The sequence below is a fragment of the Noviherbaspirillum sp. UKPF54 genome, from assembly GCF_007874125.1.
In the GTDB taxonomy this organism is placed as follows: domain Bacteria; phylum Pseudomonadota; class Gammaproteobacteria; order Burkholderiales; family Burkholderiaceae_D; genus Noviherbaspirillum.
The window spans coordinates 2,420,723-2,438,120 of the sequence record NZ_CP040128.1; the positions used below are offsets into that span (position 1 = coordinate 2,420,723).

Genomic DNA, 17,398 nt, shown 5'->3' on the forward strand with positions numbered 1-17,398 from the left:
AAGATTTATTTCGATTTTTGTTGCGCAAACAGCGCATCCAGTTTTTGCTCGAACTCATGGTAGTTGATGCGATCGTACAGCTCCATGCGCGTCTGCATGGTATCGACCACATTCTTTTGCGTGCCGTCACGGCGGATCGCGTTATAGACGTTTTCGGCGGCCTTGTTCATGGCACGGAAGGCCGACAACGGATACAGCACCAGGCCGACGTCCACGCTCTTGAGTTCCTCGACGGTGTACAGCGGTGTTGCGCCGAACTCGGTAATGTTCGCCAACACCGGCACCTTCACCGCGTCAGCGAAGGTCTTGTACATGTCGAGCTGGGTAATCGCTTCGGGGAAAATCATGTCGGCGCCTGCTTCCACGCAAGCTTGCGCGCGGTCCAGCGCCGCTTCCAGGCCTTCGACGGCGAGCGCATCGGTGCGCGCCATGATCACGAAATTTTCGTCGGTACGCGCATCGACCGCTGCCTTGATGCGGTCGACCATTTCCTGCTTGCTCACGATTTCCTTGTTCGGACGATGGCCGCAGCGCTTGGCGCCGACCTGGTCTTCGATATGGATCGCGGCCGCGCCGAACTTGATCATCGACTTCACGGTACGTGCCACATTGAACGCGGAGGAACCGAAGCCGGTATCGACGTCCACCAGCAGCGGCAGATCGCACACGTCGGTGATGCGGCGCACGTCTGTGAGCACGTCGTCCAGGTTGGAAATGCCAAGGTCGGGCAAGCCGAGCGAACCGGCGGCCACACCGCCGCCGGACAGGTAGATCGCGCGGTAGCCGGCGCGCTTGGCCAGCAATGCATGATTGGCATTGATCGCGCCGATCACCTGCAGCGGAGATTCTTCTTTGACGGCCTTGCGGAAAGCGGCACCTGCGGAATAGAGACTCATGTCGTCACCTTGTCTGGACTGTTTCATTGAGAGAAGCTGGGTCTCCTAGTGCAATCGCCGTGCCAATTGGTAATGAGATCATTCTCCACTTCCGCTCGCCCCTAGATTTTCTTTTTTTTCAGTGGCTTACACTCTCCATCCCGGATAGCGAAAACATCCACCCCACCCCAAAATGTTTCAAACTGCGTTACACTTGAAACATTGAAACGCAACATGAAACATGCGCGAACCTTCCCCTCCCCTTGCTGCGCCTGACGACAAGCCGGTCATCTGGACTGTCGCCATTTCGCGCCTGCGCGACCTGTTTCGTGCCATCACGCCGGAATATGACGGCCGCGCGGTAATCGAGCCGATCAGCCTCGGCTTCGAGGACGCGGTGCTTCATATCCGGGAGCGCATGGCCACGGAGCGCTGCGACGCGGTGATTGCCGCCGGCTCGAACGCCGCCTACCTGAAGAGCCGGCTGTCGCTGCCGGTGGTGACAGCCAAGGCCAGCGGCTTCGACGTGATGCAGGCGCTGGCGCGCGCACGCAAGATCACGCCGGACATCGGGCTGATCACTTACCAGCAGACCATGCCGGAACTGGCCGATTTCCAGGCGACCTTCGGCCTGCAGATCGCGCAGCGCACCTATGTCACGGCGGAGGATGCGCGCGCCCAGATCAGCGAGCTCAAAGCCGCCGGCATCAAGGCCATCGTCGGTGCCGGCCTGATAACCGACCTGGTCGAGGAAGCGGGACTGGCCGGGGTATTCGTGTACTCCGCCGCGTCGATCCGCCAGGCCTTCGACGATGCGCTGGAGATCGCGCGCTTCACCCAGCTTGAATCCGGATCCGGCCGCAGCCATTCACCCTTCGACACGCTGCGCGCCAGGCACGGGCTGAACGACTTGCGCGGCGATTCCCCCCCCATGCAGGCGGTGCGGCACTCGATCGAACTGTTCGCGAAGTCACCGGCAACGGTATTAATCCAGGGCGAAACCGGCACGGGAAAGGAGCTGGCCGCGCAGGCGATCCACCGCGAAAGCCAGCGTTCGCGCCAGCCCTTCGTCGCGATCAATTGCGGCGCGGTGGCCGAGTCGCTGCTGGAATCCGAACTGTTCGGCTACGAAGAAGGCGCATTCACAGGCTCGCGCCGCGGCGGGCGCGCCGGCCTGTTCGAAGCAGCAAACCGCGGCACACTGTTCCTCGATGAAATCGGCGAAATGCCGCTGCAGCTGCAAACGCGCCTGCTACGCGTGCTGGAAGAGCGCGAAGTGGTGCGCGTCGGCGGCACCCGCCCCATCCCCGTGAATGTGCGCGTCATCAGCGCCACCCACTGCGACCTGGACCAGCGCGTCAAGGACGGGCGCTTTCGCGCCGACCTGTTTTACCGCCTGTGCGTGCTGCGCCTTGGCTTGCCGGCGCTGCGCCAGCGCGCCGAGGATTTGGTGGCGCTGGCCGAATGGTGCCTGAAAAACGCGCTGGCCTCGCTCGGGGTGCGCCCGCATGCCAACCTGCACGCGGAAATCGTGGCCTGCATGCCGCTCCTGTCATCCTACACCTGGCCCGGCAACGTGCGCGAACTGCGCAACATGATGGAGCGCGTCGCGCTATTCCTTGCCGCCGAACCGCTGCAGGCGCTCTCGCCGGGCTTTGTCGCGGCAATAGCGCCTGAGTTGGCGGCGGCAGGGCCACAGCAGGCAAGCCCCCCCGCCCCGCAAGAGCCGCCTGAATCGATCGAGCAGGTGCTGACGCGCTTCAACGGCAATCGCGAAGCGGCCGCAAAACACCTCGGCATCAGCCGCACCACCTTGTGGCGCAAGCTCGCGCGCAAGCAGTAACGACGCCGCCGTGGCGCGCCGGCATCGTTACTGCTTGCCCAACAAATCCTCTGAAGCAATAATGATCTGGCGCGCCAGGAATGTGCGCCCATCACCGTATTGCACTTCCTTTTGGGGACAAGCCGAATGCTACTGCTGCTGCGCCTGCTGCGAAAACTCGTCGGCTGGATCGATTTCATCCTGTTTACCGCGCTGATGGTCGTGCTGTCCTGGCTGCCGTGGCGCGGCAGGCATCCGGTGGCGCGCATGTTCCATGCATGGTGCCGCGCCTTCGTGCGCGCCATCGATGTCGACCTGCGGCTGCACCAGAAAAACCGCAAACACCTGCCCGAGCGGTTCATCCTGATCGCCAACCATCCGGCCGCCTTCGAGGACATCGGCATCCCGGCGCTGTTCGACGTGGTGTCGTTGGCCAAGGTGCAGGTGCAGGACTGGTTTGTCGTCGGACGCATCACCAGGGCCGCTGGCACGCTCTATGTCGACCGCGACGATCCCGCCTCGCGCCGGCAGGCGATCCAGGCCATGGTGGACGCCGTCAACGCCGGCCGCAACATCGCGCTCTACCCGGAAGGCGGCTGCAAGGGACGGCGCCTGTTCGAGGAATTCAAGTCCGGCGCTTTCGAGGTATCGATGCGCACCGGCGTGCCGATCCTGCCGGTGTTCCTGCATTACGAGGCGCAGGACGACTTCGAGTGGCAGCCGCCCTACACGCTGCCGGACAAGATCTGGCACATGATGAAGACCCGGAACAACCGCGCCAACTACTATGTCTACGATCCGCTAGAACCCAAAGCCTATCCGGACAAGCATGCGATGAAGCAGGCGGCTTATGCGCTGTACCAGCGCTGGAACGAGCAATACCTGGAATGATCGTCCGGCGGATTCGCGCCGCTGCAACGCCGGATGGCGGCCATCCGGCGTTTGGCCTATCATTGCACACCATGCAGAAACCTCCGTCTTCCCGCCCCGATACGCCTTGCGTTGCCGTTTGCTCAACCACTTTCGACGATGTCTGCCGTGGCTGCGGACGCACGGTTGCCGAAGTCGCGAACTGGGTGTTCATGACGCAAGAGGAAAAGGAGCGGGTATGGACCAGGATCACGGCGCAGGGTTACCCGCGCCGCAATTCCTGAGCCCGGCAAACCCGCAAACAGGTTAGCCGTGCCCACGTGCCGCATTCGGCACAGCGGGAATCAATCGTCCTTGGCGCCGTCGATCCCGAGTTCATGGATCTTGCGCGTGATCGTGTTGCGCCCGATCCCGAGACGGATCGCCGCGTCGTTCTTGCGTCCGTGCGTATGCTTCAATGCGGTCTTGATCAGCGCGGATTCGAATTGGCGCCCCAGCGCGTCCATCACTTCCGGCTGCCCGGCGGCGAGCATGTGCGCGGCTTCGGATTCGAGCAGGGCGATCCAGCCGGATTTTTCCGCGGCGCCGTTACCCGAGGCCCCTGCCGCCGCCGAAGGCATCAGGCCACCGCCGTTCGGTACGGCAAGGCTGCTCGTCTCTGGCGGTGCGACGAACACCTGCGGCTGCGCCGGGGCCGCCGGCGACGCGCCCGTTGCCTGCGGCACGAATTCCTGGCCATGCGTGAGCTCCTGCGGTAGATCCTTCACCTCGACCGTCTGCCCCGGTGCCATCACGGTAATCCAGTTGCACAGGTTTTCCAGCTGCCGCACATTGCCTGGCAAATCCAGTCCGCTCAGGAATTGCATCGCGCTATCGGACATGCGCTTGGCCTCGACGCCCAATTGTTTGGCGCTCTGCGCCAAAAAGTGGCGCGTCAAGAGCGGTATATCCTCGCGCCGCTCCCTCAAACTGGGCAGGCGCAAGCGAATCACGTTCAGCCGGTGATACAAGTCCTCGCGGAACAGCCCTTCCTTGACGCGCTGTTCCAGGTTCTGATGGGTCGCCGCGATCACGCGCACATTGGCCTTGAGCGGCTGATGCCCGCCGACGCGGTAGAAGTGCCCGTCCGACAGCACGCGCAGCAGGCGCGTCTGCAGGTCGAACGGCATGTCGCCGATCTCGTCGAGGAACAGCGTGCCGTTTTCGGCCTGCTCGAATCGGCCGCGCCGCATCGCCTGCGCGCCGGTGAAGGCGCCGCGCTCGTGGCCGAACAATTCCGATTCGAGCAGATCCTTGGGGATCGCCGCCGTGTTCAACGCGATATAAGGCTGCGTCGCGCGCGGGCTGTGCTTGTGCAGCGCGCGCGCCACCAGCTCCTTGCCGGTGCCGGATTCGCCGGTGATGAGCACCGTGACGTTCGATTGCGACAGGCGGCCGATGGCGCGGAACACGTCCTGCATCGCCGGTGCCTGGCCGAGGATTTCCGGCGTGTCGGCGGCGGTCTGCTCGACATCCGATTCGCGCAGGCTTTCTTCCAGCGCGCGCCGGATCAGCTCGACCGCCTTGTCGATGTCGAACGGCTTGGCGAGATACTCGAAGGCGCCGCCCTGGAACGCGGCCACCGCCGAGTCGAGGTCGGAGAACGCGGTGATCACGATGACCGGCAGGCCGGGGTGCTTGGCCTTGACCGCCTGCAGCAACTCCAGCCCGGATTCGCCCGGCATGCGGATGTCCGACACCAGCACCTGGGGCACGCTGGTCTGGAGCGCGTCCATCGCATCGCGCGCATTGGCAAAGCTCTTGGTGGCGAGGTTTTCGCGGGCGAGTGCCTTTTCCAGCACCCAGCGAATCGATTCGTCGTCGTCAACAATCCAGATTGGCTTCATGTTTTATTCAGCGTCCCGCGTCGTATGCGTTGGTTAAAGCCGTGCTGTCAAGGCAGCGGTATCAAGATCCTGAAGTCGGTGCATCCCGGCCGGCTCTCGCATTCGATCACGCCCATGTGCTGCTGCACGAACGTCTGCGCGAGGGTCAGCCCCAGTCCGCTGCCGCCATCCCGCCCGGAGACGAGCGGATAAAAGATGCGGTCGCGGATGTCGGGCGGGATGCCCGGTCCATTGTCGATGATATGCAAATCTAATGCCAGCCTGTAGCGGACCTTCGCGAGCGTCACCTGGCGCGCGATACGGGTCTGGATCGTGATCTGCGCATCGCCGCTTTTGATCTGTGCGGACAAAGCCTGCGCCGCGTTGTGCATGATGTTCAGCACCGCCTGGATCAGCTGCTCCTTGTCGCCCCGGAATTCGGGCACCGACAAGTCGTAGTCGCGCTTGATCGTCAGTCCGTTCGGGAATTCGGCCAGGATCAGACTGCGAACGCGCTCGCACACTTCGTGGACATTCACGTCGCCCACGATATGCGGCCGCTTGTGAGGCGCCAGCAGGCGGTCGACCAAGGTCTGCAGGCGGTCGGCCTCCTTGATGATCACTTGCGTGTATTCGCGCAGCTCCTTCAAGTGGCGCTCCGGCAGCTCGAATTCCAGCAACTGCGCCGCGCCGCGAATGCCGCCCAGCGGATTCTTGATTTCATGCGCCAGGTTGCGGATCAGCTCCTTGTTGGCCTGGCTCTGGTCGAGCAGACGCTCCTCGCGGTCCTGCTTGAGCTGCTGCACGTTTTCGCGCAACTCGATCAGCACCGGCATGTCGCGCAGGTCGAGCGCGGTCACAATCATGTGCACGTGCAGCGGCTCGCGCCCGACGCGTTCGAGCGCCAGATCTTGGCGCTTGTCGGCAAACTGGTGCTCAACCGCCTGCCTCAGCACCGGGTCAAGCTGGCCGGCGTTCAAAAACAAGTCCCCCAGCGTTTGCTGCATAAGCGTCTTGATCGACGTCTCCAGCAGATTTTCCGCGGCAGCATTCGCATAGGCGATGCGGTAATGCGCATCGAGGATAAGCACCGCCGACGAAAGCAGGTCGAGGCCGTCGAGCGAGGTAACGGATGTCTTCAAGATGATCCCGAATAAAAATAAAGGCCGCATCACGCGGCCTTCATGCAAGCGTCATACCTGCCCTATTTTAAGTTACCGATCTCGCGCCTCAACGCTTCGATATTCTTTTCGGTGCGGCCGATGTCTTCCTTCATCGCCCCGACGCGTTCCTGGTATTTTGCATAGTTGCGCTCGTCGCCGCGTCGCTCGGGCTCCCCGTTGTTGAATTCCTTCTTCAGGTTCGCCAGCTTCTGCTCTTCGCTTTTCATCTCGTCGAGCAGGATTTGCTTGCGGTCGTTATCGCGCGCCTTTTGCGTGTCGCCGTCCACCTTCGGGAAATCGGACGGCGAACTCGCCGCCGCCCTGGCGGGCGGATTCTGGGCCGCCGTCCGCTTGGGCGGCGCCGGAATCATCGTAATCCCGGGCAGGTCGACCTTCTTGCACCCCTTGGTCAATCCGGTGTTCTTGTATTCCTTCTTGCCATGCTCGTCCACGCATAGATACACCTCATTCTGAGCATGCGCATAGCCTGCGGCGGCACCGAGCAGGAGCAACCCCACTAATTGCTTTTTCATAATCTTTCTTTTTGGAAACACCAGAAGCGCCTATTAGTTTAGGATAAGAATCAAGACGATACAAACACATGCCACGGCGATGTTTCAACTCGTTACAAATAAAAAAGCGGGGAAAACCGCAGTTTTCCCCGCTTTCATCGCCAGCCGGCGAATGCGTCTTACAGCGAGTAGTACATGTCGAACTCGATCGGGTGCGTCGTCATGCGGAAGCGCTGCACTTCCTGCATCTTCAGCTCGATGTAAGCGTCGATCATGGTGTCGCTGAACACGCCGCCGCGGGTCAGGAACTCGCGGTCCTTGTCCAGGTACTCGAGCGCCTGATCCAGCGAGGAGCATACGGTCGGGATCTTCGCATCTTCTTCCGGCGGCAGGTGATACAGGTCTTTCGACGCTGCCTCGCCCGGATGGATCTTGTTCTGCACGCCGTCCAGACCGGCCATCAGCAGAGCCGAGAAGCACAGGTACGGGTTGGCCAGCGGATCCGGGAAGCGCGCTTCGACGCGGCGGCCCTTCGGATTGGCGACGTGCGGAATGCGGATCGAAGCGGAACGGTTCTTGGCGGAATAAGCCAGCTTCACCGGCGCTTCGAAGCCCGGCACCAGGCGCTTGTACGAGTTGGTGCCTGGATTGGTGATCGCGTTCAGCGCACGTGCATGCTTGATGATGCCGCCGATGTAGTACAGCGCGAACTCGGACAGGCCGGCATAGCCGTCGCCTGCGAACAGGTTCTTGCCATCCTTCCAGACAGACTGGTGCACGTGCATACCCGAACCGTTATCGCCGACCAGCGGCTTCGGCATGAAGGTCGCGGTCTTGCCATAGGTGTGGGCAACGTTCCAGATCACATACTTCAGGTTCTGGGTCCAGTCGGCGCGTTGCACCAGCGTGGAGAACTTGGTGCCGAGCTCGTTCTGGCCGGCGCCTGCCACTTCGTGGTGATGCACCTCAACCGGAATGCCCATCGCTTCGAGGATCAGGGACATTTCCGAACGCATGTCCTGGAAGCTGTCAACCGGCGGAACCGGGAAGTAGCCGCCCTTGATGGTCGGACGGTGGCCGGTATTGCCGCCTTCGAGTTCCTTGCCGGTGCTCCAGGATGCTTCTTCCGAGCCGATCTTGACGAAGCAGCCGGACATGTCGATCTTCCAGCGCACGTTGTCGAAGATGAAGAATTCGGGTTCCGGGCCGAAGTAGGCGGTGTCGCCCAGGCCGGAAGACTTCAGGTAGGCTTCGGCGCGCTTGGCGATCGAGCGCGGGTCGCGGTCGTAGCCCTTGCCGTCGGACGGTTCGATCACGTCGCACTGCATGAACAGCGTGGTCTCTTCCATGAACGGATCGATGTTGGCGGTATTCGGGTCCGGCATCAGAATCATGTCGGAAGCCTCGATCCCCTTCCAGCCAGCGATCGAGGAACCGTCGAAGGCATGGCCAGACTCAAACTTGTCCATATCGAAGTGAGAAGCCGGAACAGTTACGTGCTGTTCCTTGCCTCGGGTGTCGGTAAAACGGAAATCAACGAATTTGACTTCGTTCTCTTTCGACATCTTCAAGACATCTGCGGCCGTCATTGCCATGCGAATCTCCTAAATGAGCAAAGTGGTATGGGTTTTATTGAATCGGTTGTGAGTCCGCTCGGTATCCCGTCAGCGTATCGGACGCCAAGGGCAGAAGTGCAGCCTAAACTCAGCCGGAGATGATAGCAGATTCCATGCCACCATCTTCTAAAAAAGCAAGTCTTGCCCAATGTCATAAAACGCACAAATTATTAGAAATAATGAGCAAATGAAATACTTTTGCCTGAAAATCCGCCCCTCGAGAAACACCAATTTGGTGCAAAAATTAGTGTTAGCACTATGTTGGTGCATTTTTGCAGCAAAGATGTGTTTTTGCACCAATCTAGGGATGTCTGACAGGCCTTCCGAATCAATATAATCTAAAAGATAAAATACAGAAGACTTCACTTGATGCAGGCTGCCATGACCAATCAGATTCTTTCAACGGCCCGGCAACGCGGGCAAGAGCGCCAGCTGTCCTATGCGGGCGCGGTCACGCCGCAGGAGGCCTATACCCTTCTGCGGCAAGACCCGACCGCCAAGCTGGTGGACGTGCGCACCAACGCCGAACGCGACTGGGTCGGGCGTGTTGCCATCCCCGATCCCCAGCACGCCGCCGTGCAATGGAACCTCTACCCGGCAGGTACGCCGAATCCCGAATTCCTGAAGCAACTGGAGCAGGTGGCGGGCAAAGACGACGTGCTGCTGTTCCTATGCCGCTCGGGCGTGCGCTCGCGGCATGCGGCAAAGCTGGCGACCGAACATGGCTACGCCAACTGCTTCGACATTCTCGAGGGGTTTGAAGGCGACAAGGACGCCGACGGCCATCGCAAAACCGTCGGCGGCTGGTGCAAAGCCGGCCTGCCGTGGCTGGGGGCCTGAGCGTCACTGCTCCGCGCGCATCAGGCCGGTCACGCGCCGCCGCACGAAATTGATATGGCTGCGCAGCCCGTACAGCTCGTCCGCAAACGACAGCGGGATCGAGATCCGGTTGACCCGGTCCTCGATGTCGTTCAGGCGCTTGAGCTGCGCCGGATACACGTCCGCCTGGCGCTCGCGCGGCACGTCCTCGATCGCCTGCTCGACCGCGCGCAACTGACCATACCAGCGATAGACGCGCGAACGCACTTTCCATACATAGAGCGGCGGGATAATGCGCGACAGAGGCAGGATCAGCGCGCCAAGCGCGACCACGACCACCCACATGCGCTCGAAGAAATTGGCAAGCCAGAACGGCAGATAGCGCCGCAATAGCGGCGGCCCTTCCTTGTAGAACCGCTGCGCCGCGCGCGAAACCGGAATTTCGGTGTAGCTGGCGGTCGGAAAATCGCCTTTTCGATGGAACCAGCCGGCGCCGCCATGGATGTCGACCGCTGCCTGCACGAACAGGTCGACGACGGCCGGGTGCAAGTCCGCGCGCGCCACCAGGGTAGCCGTCGGCGCGATCAGATGATAATCCTTGCGCGGCAGGTCGCGGCCGAGGTCGACGATCCCGCGCGGCAGCACCACATGCGACAGGAACGGAAAGCGCCGGGTATAGGCTTCCGCCAGCGCAAAGTCGAACAGCTTGATGCCGGGTGTTTGCAGCAGCATCTGGATCAGCGGCGCGTCCGGCGCCGAACTGAATACCAGGCCATCGATGCGCCCGGCCAGCAGTTCCACCGTGGCCGGCGTATTCTCCAGCGCCCCGAGCCTGAGCTCGCTCGGCTCGACGCCATTGACCGACAACAGCTTACGAAACAGTGCCGGAACACCACTCCCCTCCGGACCGACGTTGATCCTCATGCCGCGCAACTGGGTCAGCTTCGTGATGCTTTTCGCATCGCGCAGAAACAACCAGACCGGCTCGGTAAACAAGCTGCCCAGTGAAACCAGGCCTTTTTGCTCCGCGTCTTCCAGCTCGGACGATCCACTCTGGACAAAGGCGATATCGACGCCGGACTCCGGATCGTGCAAGCGCGCCAAATTTTCCTGCGAGCCTTGCGACGGCTTCAAGGCGACGTGAACGTGGAAACGCTCCAGCGCGGCGGCGTATTTTTTCCCGAACGCCTCGTAGGCGCTATTTTCCTGCCCGGTCGAGAGCGTCACCTGTGAAGGCGGCGCCGGGTCCACCAGCCAGTATGCCAGCAGACAGGTGACCGCGATGGCGAGCGCCGCCGGGCCAGCGGCAACAAGGAAATCGCGGAGCGAGAATTGGGTAAACTTCAGAATTTTCGGCATGCGTGACCTGAATGAAATCATGGTCACACCATGCCAAGAAATGTGCGACTAAGCAATAGCAAGCCTGCCAACGCCGTCCTGTTGCTCCGGCAAGACCGCCAGCTTCAATGGTAATGACACTAATTAATTAGCCGTCAGGTTGGGCATGGAAGGCGATGCCGGCAGGCGAAATTGCGGCAGCGGATAGCGCTTGCGCCCGTCGGCATCGGCATCATCCGACAGGAATTGGGCGGCGATCCCGAACCATTCCTCCCCAGACAGCAGGCGGCTCAGCATCGGGAACAGCTCTTCTTCTTCTCTCACCAGGCGCGTATGCAAGCGTTCGCAGTACGATTCCATTGCCGAGCAAATCTCGTGCAGCGTGCCGCGCCCCGCCGCAAATGCCTCGGTCAGGTGCTCACGCACGTCGCGCAACAGGATTCGGCCAGCCTCGCTCAGCGCATCGAGTTCGGCCAGCAATGCATCGGCCTCGCGTGTCGCGTTGCGCAGGGCGGGAATCACATACACCGTCAGCTTGCGCTTTCGGCAAAACTCGTCGAACTCGACAAGCTTGCCAAACGCAGAATCGAGGAAAGCAAAATCGATGTTCTGGATGCCCTGCCATATATTCCGGACATGCTGTTGCAGCTTGCGAAGGAAACGGTGCGCGACATCTTGCTCTGCAGCAATAGCAACAAGGGAATAAGTGGCAGTTAGCATGCGGACTCCTTGATTCTGTAACTGCGGCTAGACGATCCGGGATTCAACGAATCCAGACGTTGCACTGCGAAAATCCGAGGGGAATGGGTTAAAAAAAGCGTGCGCTAAGTATAGGCGGCGGTTGATTTGCTCATTTGACATTACGCAAATTGACCGGAGAAGCCAAGTAATTTGAGGTAACTTAATGTTAATACGCTAATGATTAGTAACAGAAGCGCAACGACCGTGATACGCGACCCAAACTCGAGGAGGAGTGTGTGCCGGTAAGAAAGGTAAGAAGGAATAGGGAAAGTAATGCGGATTGACCATGTTGGCGGGCAACATATCAATCCGCGAAGCAAGAATACAGATCAGCTCAGCTTTACCGCGTGTTCCCTGGTGGAATGGAAAGTCAGCTGCGGCCAACGCTCCTGCGTGAGCTTGAGATTGACGCCGGAAGTTGCCAGATAAGCCATATTCCCCGCAGCGTCAAAAGCGACATTGGCGCCGGCCGAGGATTTTTCGAAATCCGCCAGAGCCTTCTTGTCATTAGATGTAACCCAGCGCGCGCTGCTGATGCTGGTGCCTTCGAAAACCGCATCGACGCCGTATTCGTTCAGCAGGCGGGACGCCACCACTTCGAACTGCAGCACGCCGACCGCGCCCAGCACCAGGTCGCCCCCATGCACCGGCTTGAAGACCTGGACTGCGCCCTCCTCGCCCAGCTGCTGCAAGCCCTTGTGCAATTGCTTGATCTTCAGCGGATTGCGAATGCGCACCGAGCGGAAGAAATCCGGCGCGAAATACGGAATACCGGTGAATTGCAGCAATTCACCTTCGGAAAAACTGTCGCCGATCTGCATGTTGCCATGATTCGGCAAGCCGATGATGTCGCCCGCATAGGCTTCTTCCACCTGTTCGCGGGAAGAGGCCATGAAAGTCACGACCGACGATACCTTGATCTCGCGGTTCAGGCGCAGGTGCTTGATTTTCATGCCGCGCTCGAAACGGCCGGAACACACGCGCAAAAATGCAATACGGTCGCGGTGCGCCGGGTCCATGTTGGCCTGGATCTTGAACACGAAGCCTGAGAAAGGCGCCTCGACCGGCGCCACCGAGCGCACGGTCGCATCGCGTTCGCGCGGCGCCGGCGCCCAGTCCAGCAGCGCATTGAGGATTTCGCGCACGCCGAAATTGTTGATCGCCGAGCCGAAGAAGACCGGCGTTTGCTTACCTGCAAGGAATTCCTCGAGGTTGAACGGATGCGATGCACCATGCACCAGTTCCACCTCCATCTTCAGCTGTTCGATCTCGAGCGGGAACATCTCGGCCAGACGCGGGTTGTCGATGCCCTGGACCACTTCGAATTCCTGATCGGCGCGTTCCTCGCCCGCCTTGAACAGCAGGATTTCATCGCGCAGCAGGTGATACACGCCGCGGAAGTTCTTGCCCATGCCGATCGGCCATGTCACCGGCGCGCACTGGATCTTCAGCACCGATTCGACTTCGTCCAGAAGCTCCAGCGGATCGCGGCACTCGCGGTCCAGCTTGTTCATGAAGGTCAGGATCGGCGTATCGCGCATGCGGCACACGTTGAGCAGCTTGATGGTCTGCTCTTCCACGCCCTTGGCGGCGTCGATCACCATCAGCGCCGAGTCGACCGCGGTCAGCACGCGATAGGTGTCTTCCGAAAAGTCCTGGTGGCCCGGCGTGTCGAGCAGGTTGACCACGTGGTCGCGGTATTCGAACTGCATCACCGAGCTGGCCACCGAAATGCCGCGCTGCTTTTCGATCTCCATCCAGTCGGAAGTCGCATGGCGGCCGCTCTTGCGCGCCTTGACCGTGCCGGCGAGCTGGATCGCGCCCGAGAACAGCAGCAGCTTTTCCGTCAGCGTGGTTTTACCGGCGTCCGGGTGGGAAATGATGCCGAAGGTACGGCGCCGCGCGACTTCGCGCGCGATCAGCTCGGCGGGAGCCTTGCGGGATTCGGAGGCGACCTCGGCGGTATCGGCGGTCGGGAGATCTGGAGCGGAGGACATGATGCTTTTGATGATATGTAAAGCGGAATCTGAATGTGAGGCCGGAATCCCGCCTCACAAGAATGGAATTACTCTTTGATGAAATGCTCGCGGTAATAGCGCAGCTCTTCGATCGACTCGACGATATCGGCCAGCGCCGTATGCTTCTGGTGTTTCTTGAAACCGCTTGCCACTGACGGCTTCCAGCGCTTGCACAATTCTTTCAGCGTCGACACGTCGAGGTTGCGATAGTGGAAAAACGTTTCCAGTTTCGGCATGCCGCGCGCCATGAAGCGGCGGTCCTGACAGATCGAGTTGCCGCACATCGGCGACTTACCGGCCGGCACAAAATGCTTGAGAAAATCGATCAATGCCGTTTCAGCATCCGCTTCCGTCACGGTCGACGCCTTCACACGGTCGATCAGGCCGGACCGGCCATGCGTGCCCTTGTTCCAAGCGTCCATGCGGTCCAGCACCTCGTCCGGCTGGTGAATCGCGAACACCGGGCCTTCGGCCAGCACATTCAACTCGGAGTCGGTCACCACGACCGCCACTTCGATAATGCGGTCGTTGTCCGGGTCCAGCCCGGTCATTTCCATGTCAACCCAGATCAGGTTGAATTCATTGGGCCGGGCGGGCGCGTTGGCAGGAACGTTGGAATTGGTAGCTTGTGACATAATTTATTTTCCTCGGTAAGGATTGGTGCGCGATAATCTGCACGCTTTTGCAGCGGTCTTGCCTGGCATCGGCCCGTGCCGTCCCATTGCGCAAGAGCGCCCGCACCTAAAACCAGCCATTTTCTCACAGGCACAGAATGTCTTCACTTGCGTTTTCGGTATTATTCATCGGTTTTCTCGCTGTTACGCTGCTGGTGCGCTTCTGGCTGGGCTCGCGCCAGATCCGTCACGTGCTGGCCCACCGCAACGCGGTGCCGGCGGAATTCGCCGAAAAGATCCCATTGTATGCGCATCAAAAGGCGGCGGATTATACCGTTGCCAAGACCAAGCTGGGATTGCTGACGATGCTGGTGAACGCGGCGGTGCTGATCGGTTTCACGCTGCTGGGCGGCTTGCAGGCGCTTTCAGAATACCTCTTCAGGCTGACCGGCCCCGGCATGGCGTACCAGTTGCTGCTCATCGCCTCGTTCGCATTCATCTCGGCGGCCATCGACCTGCCGTTCGACTATTACAAGCAATTCGTGCTCGAAGCCCGCTTCGGCTTCAACAAGATGAGCCTGCGCCTGTTCGTGACCGACCTGATCAAGAACATCATCATCGGCACCATCATCGGCCTGCCGCTCCTGTGGGTGATACTGACACTGATGGCGAAGTCCGGCGACCTGTGGTGGCTGTACGCCTGGTTCGTATGGAGCGGATTCCAGCTGCTGATGCTGGTGCTGTATCCGACCGTGATCGCGCCGCTGTTCAACAAGTTCACGCCGCTGCAGGACGAGAACCTGCGTGCGCGCATCGAGAGCCTGATGCAGCGCGTCGGCTTCGCGTCGAAAGGCTTGTTCGTGATGGATGGTTCCAAGCGCAGCGCGCACGGCAATGCCTATTTCTCAGGCTTCGGCGCAGCCAAGCGCATCGTGTTTTTCGACACTCTGCTGGCGCGCCTGGCGCCGCAGGAAATCGAAGCGGTGCTGGCGCACGAACTCGGCCACTTCAAGCTCAAGCACGTGATCAAGCGCATCGCCGTCATGTTCGCGCTCTCGCTCGGCTTTCTCGCGCTGCTAGGCTACCTGAAGACGCAAATCTGGTTCTTCACCGGCCTGGGCGTCAACCCCATGCTGTTGGGTAACAACGACGCGATGGCGCTGATCCTGTTCATGCTGGCACTGCCGGTGTTCACCTTCCTGCTCTCGCCGCTGACGTCGATCACCTCGCGCAAGCATGAATTCGAAGCCGACGCGTTCGCCGCCCGGCATACGGAGGCATCCGACCTCGTCGCAGCGCTGGTGAAGCTGTATGAAGACAACGCCTCGACGCTGACGCCGGACCCGCTCCATTCGGCGTTCTACGACTCCCATCCGCCAGCCAGCGTGCGGATCCAGCATCTGCTTGCCGGCCGATAAAAGGAAACACCATGGTTACCGCCAACGAACTGTTGAAAAAGAGATGCCGGCATCTGGATACCGGCCTGAGCGATGCCCAGATCAAGGAGCATCTTGCCGCCGTCGACGGCTGGTCGCTACAGGATGGCAAGGTCGCCAAGACCTTCAGCTTCGCGAACTACTACGAAACGCTGGCTTTCGTAAATGCGATCGCCTACGTGATCCATGCCGAAGACCATCATCCGGAACTGGCCGTCACCTATAACCGCTGCGTCGTGAAGTTCGACACGCATTCGGTGAACGGCGGACGCGGCGGCATCTCCGAGAACGACTTCATTTGTGCGGCCAAGGTGGACGCCGTGTTTCACCAGCGCGCGGCCTGACCGATGGCGGGAAAGATCGGCACCATCATCGCGGCGCACGGCCGGCATTACCTGGCCCAGGTCGACGGGATACGGCTGCAGTGCGTCACACGAGGCAAGAAAAGCGACGTTGCCGTGGGCGATATCGTCCGGATCAAGGAAACGTCACCCAATCAGGGCGTGATCGAAGCTATCGACGAGCGCAAGACGCTGCTGTACCGCTCCGACCAGTACAAGTCCAAGCTGCTGGCGGCGAACGTGACGCAGCTGTTCATCGTCGTCGCCACCGAGCCGGGTTTTTCCGACGACCTGGTATCGCGCGCGCTGATCGCCGCCGAAGCCGCCGGCATCGCGGCGCACATCGTGCTCAACAAAACCGACGTGACGGAGTTGCTGCCCAAGGCGCGCGAACGCGTCGCGCTCTATGCCTCGCTCGGCTATCGGGTCCATGAGGTATCGGCGCGCAGCGCGCCGGATGCCGCCTGCGAAACACTGCTGCCGCTGATGCGCGGCCAGTCGTCAATCCTGATCGGCCAGTCCGGCATGGGCAAGTCGTCGCTGATCAATTTGCTGGTGCCTGATGCGGATATCGCCACGCGCGAGATTTCCGCCGCGCTCGACTCGGGCAAGCACACTACCACCTTCACCCGCCTGTATGCCATCGGAACGGACTGCGCGATCATCGACTCGCCCGGTTTCCAGGAATTCGGTCTGTATCACCTGAGCGAAGGCATGCTGGAGCGGGCGTTCCGCGAGTTCGGCCCGCATCTCGGCAAGTGCCGGTTCTATAACTGCCATCACCTGACCGAGCCCGGCTGCGCGGTCCTGGCCGCGGTCGAGGCAAACACGATTGCGCCGATGCGGCATGCGCTGTACCAGCAGCTCCTGCACGAGTCGTCGCAAAAGATCGGCTACTAGAATCCCGGCTTGTTCACCATCAGGAAGTACACCGCCACCATCGAGACGAAGGCCGGATAACCCAGCCCTTCCCACCAGCGCGCATAGGTCCAGTAACGGGCCGGCAACGCTGCCCCGGACCGGAGCGCATCGTCTGCCATCCTTTTCATCCGGATCTGCAGCCACAGCACCGGCAACCAGCAGGCGCCCGCCAGCAGATACAGCGCGATCGACCACATCACCCACGGCGTGCTCGCCGGCCAACCAGCCAGCGACAGCATCGCCAAGCCCGTCACCGGTTGCAGGATGACGGCCGGCGTGGTGAATATCCAATCGGCCAGCACCACGAAGCGCGCCACCACGGCTTGCGCCTCCAGGCTCTTGCTGCGGTTGGCGCAAAACAGGTAGAACGCCGAACCGAGGCCGGTGCCGACCAGGACGACGGATGAAATGATATGAAGCGTCTTGAAAATCAGGTAGGTGGACATG

General features: G+C 60.8%; 17 protein-coding genes. 7 read left to right on the plus strand and 10 right to left on the minus strand.

Annotated features, from left to right (window positions below):
* Window positions 1-5: 5 nt before the first annotated feature.
* Window positions 6-896, minus strand: coding sequence for a methylisocitrate lyase (gene prpB / locus FAY22_RS11165; protein WP_146330270.1), 891 nt, complete (start codon window positions 894-896; stop codon window positions 6-8).
* Between the two features lie 220 nt (window positions 897-1,116).
* Between prpB and prpR the strand changes: the two genes are divergently transcribed.
* From prpR to FAY22_RS11180, 3 genes are all read left to right on the plus strand, one after another.
* Window positions 1,117-2,718, plus strand: coding sequence for a propionate catabolism operon regulatory protein PrpR (prpR, locus tag FAY22_RS11170; RefSeq protein ID WP_146330271.1), 1,602 nt, complete (start codon window positions 1,117-1,119; stop codon window positions 2,716-2,718).
* Window positions 2,719-2,844: 126 nt separating this feature from the next.
* Entirely contained in the window at window positions 2,845-3,588 is a 744-nt protein-coding gene (locus FAY22_RS11175; RefSeq protein ID WP_146330272.1) for a 1-acyl-sn-glycerol-3-phosphate acyltransferase, read from the plus strand.
* Between the two features lie 71 nt (window positions 3,589-3,659).
* On the plus strand, window positions 3,660-3,851 hold the full coding sequence (locus tag FAY22_RS11180; RefSeq protein ID WP_146330273.1) for a DUF1289 domain-containing protein: 192 nt from the start codon (window positions 3,660-3,662) through the stop codon (window positions 3,849-3,851).
* 60 nt (window positions 3,852-3,911) lie between these two features.
* On the opposite strand, the gene ntrC is transcribed toward FAY22_RS11180, so the two are convergent.
* The 4 genes from ntrC to glnA all read right to left on the minus strand — a co-directional run bounded on the left by ntrC (window position 3,912) and on the right by glnA (window position 8,702).
* Window positions 3,912-5,453 (minus strand): nitrogen regulation protein NR(I), encoded by a 1,542-nt coding sequence (gene ntrC, locus FAY22_RS11185; RefSeq protein WP_146330274.1) that lies wholly within the window; start codon window positions 5,451-5,453, stop codon window positions 3,912-3,914.
* 47 nt (window positions 5,454-5,500) lie between these two features.
* The gene (gene glnL / locus FAY22_RS11190; protein ID WP_146330275.1) at window positions 5,501-6,574 is read right to left on the minus strand and encodes a nitrogen regulation protein NR(II); all 1,074 of its coding nucleotides are present in this window, start codon (window positions 6,572-6,574) and stop codon (window positions 5,501-5,503) included.
* A 62-nt stretch (window positions 6,575-6,636) separates the two neighbouring features.
* Window positions 6,637-7,128 carry a DUF4124 domain-containing protein gene (locus FAY22_RS11195; RefSeq protein WP_146330276.1) on the minus strand — a complete coding sequence of 164 codons (492 nt, stop codon included), beginning with the start codon at window positions 7,126-7,128 and terminating at the stop codon, window positions 6,637-6,639.
* A 158-nt stretch (window positions 7,129-7,286) separates the two neighbouring features.
* On the minus strand, window positions 7,287-8,702 hold the full coding sequence (glnA, locus tag FAY22_RS11200) for a type I glutamate--ammonia ligase (RefSeq protein ID WP_146330277.1): 1,416 nt from the start codon (window positions 8,700-8,702) through the stop codon (window positions 7,287-7,289).
* A 402-nt stretch (window positions 8,703-9,104) separates the two neighbouring features.
* On the opposite strand from glnA, the gene FAY22_RS11205 reads away from it, so the two are divergent.
* On the plus strand, window positions 9,105-9,563 hold the full coding sequence (locus FAY22_RS11205; protein WP_146330278.1) for a rhodanese-like domain-containing protein: 459 nt from the start codon (window positions 9,105-9,107) through the stop codon (window positions 9,561-9,563).
* 3 nt (window positions 9,564-9,566) lie between these two features.
* On the opposite strand, the gene FAY22_RS11210 is transcribed toward FAY22_RS11205, so the two are convergent.
* The 4 genes from FAY22_RS11210 to orn all read right to left on the minus strand — a co-directional run bounded on the left by FAY22_RS11210 (window position 9,567) and on the right by orn (window position 14,274).
* On the minus strand, window positions 9,567-10,901 hold the full coding sequence (locus FAY22_RS11210; protein WP_146330279.1) for a TAXI family TRAP transporter solute-binding subunit: 1,335 nt from the start codon (window positions 10,899-10,901) through the stop codon (window positions 9,567-9,569).
* Window positions 10,902-11,024: 123 nt separating this feature from the next.
* Window positions 11,025-11,600 carry a hypothetical protein gene (locus FAY22_RS11215; RefSeq protein ID WP_146330280.1) on the minus strand — a complete coding sequence of 192 codons (576 nt, stop codon included), beginning with the start codon at window positions 11,598-11,600 and terminating at the stop codon, window positions 11,025-11,027.
* A 350-nt stretch (window positions 11,601-11,950) separates the two neighbouring features.
* On the minus strand, window positions 11,951-13,618 hold the full coding sequence (locus FAY22_RS11220) for a peptide chain release factor 3 (protein ID WP_146330281.1): 1,668 nt from the start codon (window positions 13,616-13,618) through the stop codon (window positions 11,951-11,953).
* Between the two features lie 68 nt (window positions 13,619-13,686).
* On the minus strand, window positions 13,687-14,274 hold the full coding sequence (gene orn / locus FAY22_RS11225) for an oligoribonuclease (RefSeq protein WP_146330282.1): 588 nt from the start codon (window positions 14,272-14,274) through the stop codon (window positions 13,687-13,689).
* 137 nt (window positions 14,275-14,411) lie between these two features.
* On the opposite strand from orn, the gene FAY22_RS11230 reads away from it, so the two are divergent.
* Genes FAY22_RS11230 through rsgA form a run of 3 tightly spaced genes read left to right on the plus strand, consistent with a single transcriptional unit; the run spans window position 14,412 to window position 16,930 of the window.
* The gene (locus tag FAY22_RS11230; protein ID WP_146330283.1) at window positions 14,412-15,671 is read left to right on the plus strand and encodes a M48 family metallopeptidase; all 1,260 of its coding nucleotides are present in this window, start codon (window positions 14,412-14,414) and stop codon (window positions 15,669-15,671) included.
* Window positions 15,672-15,682: 11 nt separating this feature from the next.
* Window positions 15,683-16,033, plus strand: coding sequence for a 4a-hydroxytetrahydrobiopterin dehydratase (locus tag FAY22_RS11235; protein ID WP_146330284.1), 351 nt, complete (start codon window positions 15,683-15,685; stop codon window positions 16,031-16,033).
* 3 nt (window positions 16,034-16,036) lie between these two features.
* Complete coding sequence (gene rsgA, locus FAY22_RS11240; protein WP_146330285.1) at window positions 16,037-16,930, plus strand: ribosome small subunit-dependent GTPase A; 894 nt, start codon at window positions 16,037-16,039, stop codon at window positions 16,928-16,930.
* Here the strand turns inward: rsgA and FAY22_RS11245 are convergent.
* Window positions 16,927-17,397 carry a DUF2269 domain-containing protein gene (locus tag FAY22_RS11245; protein WP_146330286.1) on the minus strand — a complete coding sequence of 157 codons (471 nt, stop codon included), beginning with the start codon at window positions 17,395-17,397 and terminating at the stop codon, window positions 16,927-16,929. The genes rsgA and FAY22_RS11245 overlap by 4 nt on opposite strands.
* Window position 17,398 lies beyond the last annotated feature (1 nt).

Coding starts and splice junctions, on each gene's coding strand:
- FAY22_RS11220 (WP_146330281.1), bottom strand. CDS start 13,618: ATGTCCTCCGCTCCAGATCTCCCGACCGCCGATACCGCCGAGGTCGCC.
- FAY22_RS11210 (WP_146330279.1), bottom strand. CDS start 10,901: ATGCCGAAAATTCTGAAGTTTACCCAATTCTCGCTCCGCGATTTCCTT.
- orn (WP_146330282.1), bottom strand. CDS start 14,274: ATGTCACAAGCTACCAATTCCAACGTTCCTGCCAACGCGCCCGCCCGG.
- FAY22_RS11215 (WP_146330280.1), bottom strand. CDS start 11,600: ATGCTAACTGCCACTTATTCCCTTGTTGCTATTGCTGCAGAGCAAGAT.
- glnA (WP_146330277.1), bottom strand. CDS start 8,702: ATGGCAATGACGGCCGCAGATGTCTTGAAGATGTCGAAAGAGAACGAA.
- FAY22_RS11205 (WP_146330278.1), top strand. CDS start 9,105: ATGACCAATCAGATTCTTTCAACGGCCCGGCAACGCGGGCAAGAGCGC.
- FAY22_RS11195 (WP_146330276.1), bottom strand. CDS start 7,128: ATGAAAAAGCAATTAGTGGGGTTGCTCCTGCTCGGTGCCGCCGCAGGC.
- rsgA (WP_146330285.1), top strand. CDS start 16,037: ATGGCGGGAAAGATCGGCACCATCATCGCGGCGCACGGCCGGCATTAC.
- FAY22_RS11175 (WP_146330272.1), top strand. CDS start 2,845: ATGCTACTGCTGCTGCGCCTGCTGCGAAAACTCGTCGGCTGGATCGAT.
- FAY22_RS11180 (WP_146330273.1), top strand. CDS start 3,660: ATGCAGAAACCTCCGTCTTCCCGCCCCGATACGCCTTGCGTTGCCGTT.
- FAY22_RS11230 (WP_146330283.1), top strand. CDS start 14,412: ATGTCTTCACTTGCGTTTTCGGTATTATTCATCGGTTTTCTCGCTGTT.
- prpR (WP_146330271.1), top strand. CDS start 1,117: ATGCGCGAACCTTCCCCTCCCCTTGCTGCGCCTGACGACAAGCCGGTC.
- FAY22_RS11235 (WP_146330284.1), top strand. CDS start 15,683: ATGGTTACCGCCAACGAACTGTTGAAAAAGAGATGCCGGCATCTGGAT.
- prpB (WP_146330270.1), bottom strand. CDS start 896: ATGAGTCTCTATTCCGCAGGTGCCGCTTTCCGCAAGGCCGTCAAAGAA.
- FAY22_RS11245 (WP_146330286.1), bottom strand. CDS start 17,397: ATGTCCACCTACCTGATTTTCAAGACGCTTCATATCATTTCATCCGTC.
- ntrC (WP_146330274.1), bottom strand. CDS start 5,453: ATGAAGCCAATCTGGATTGTTGACGACGACGAATCGATTCGCTGGGTG.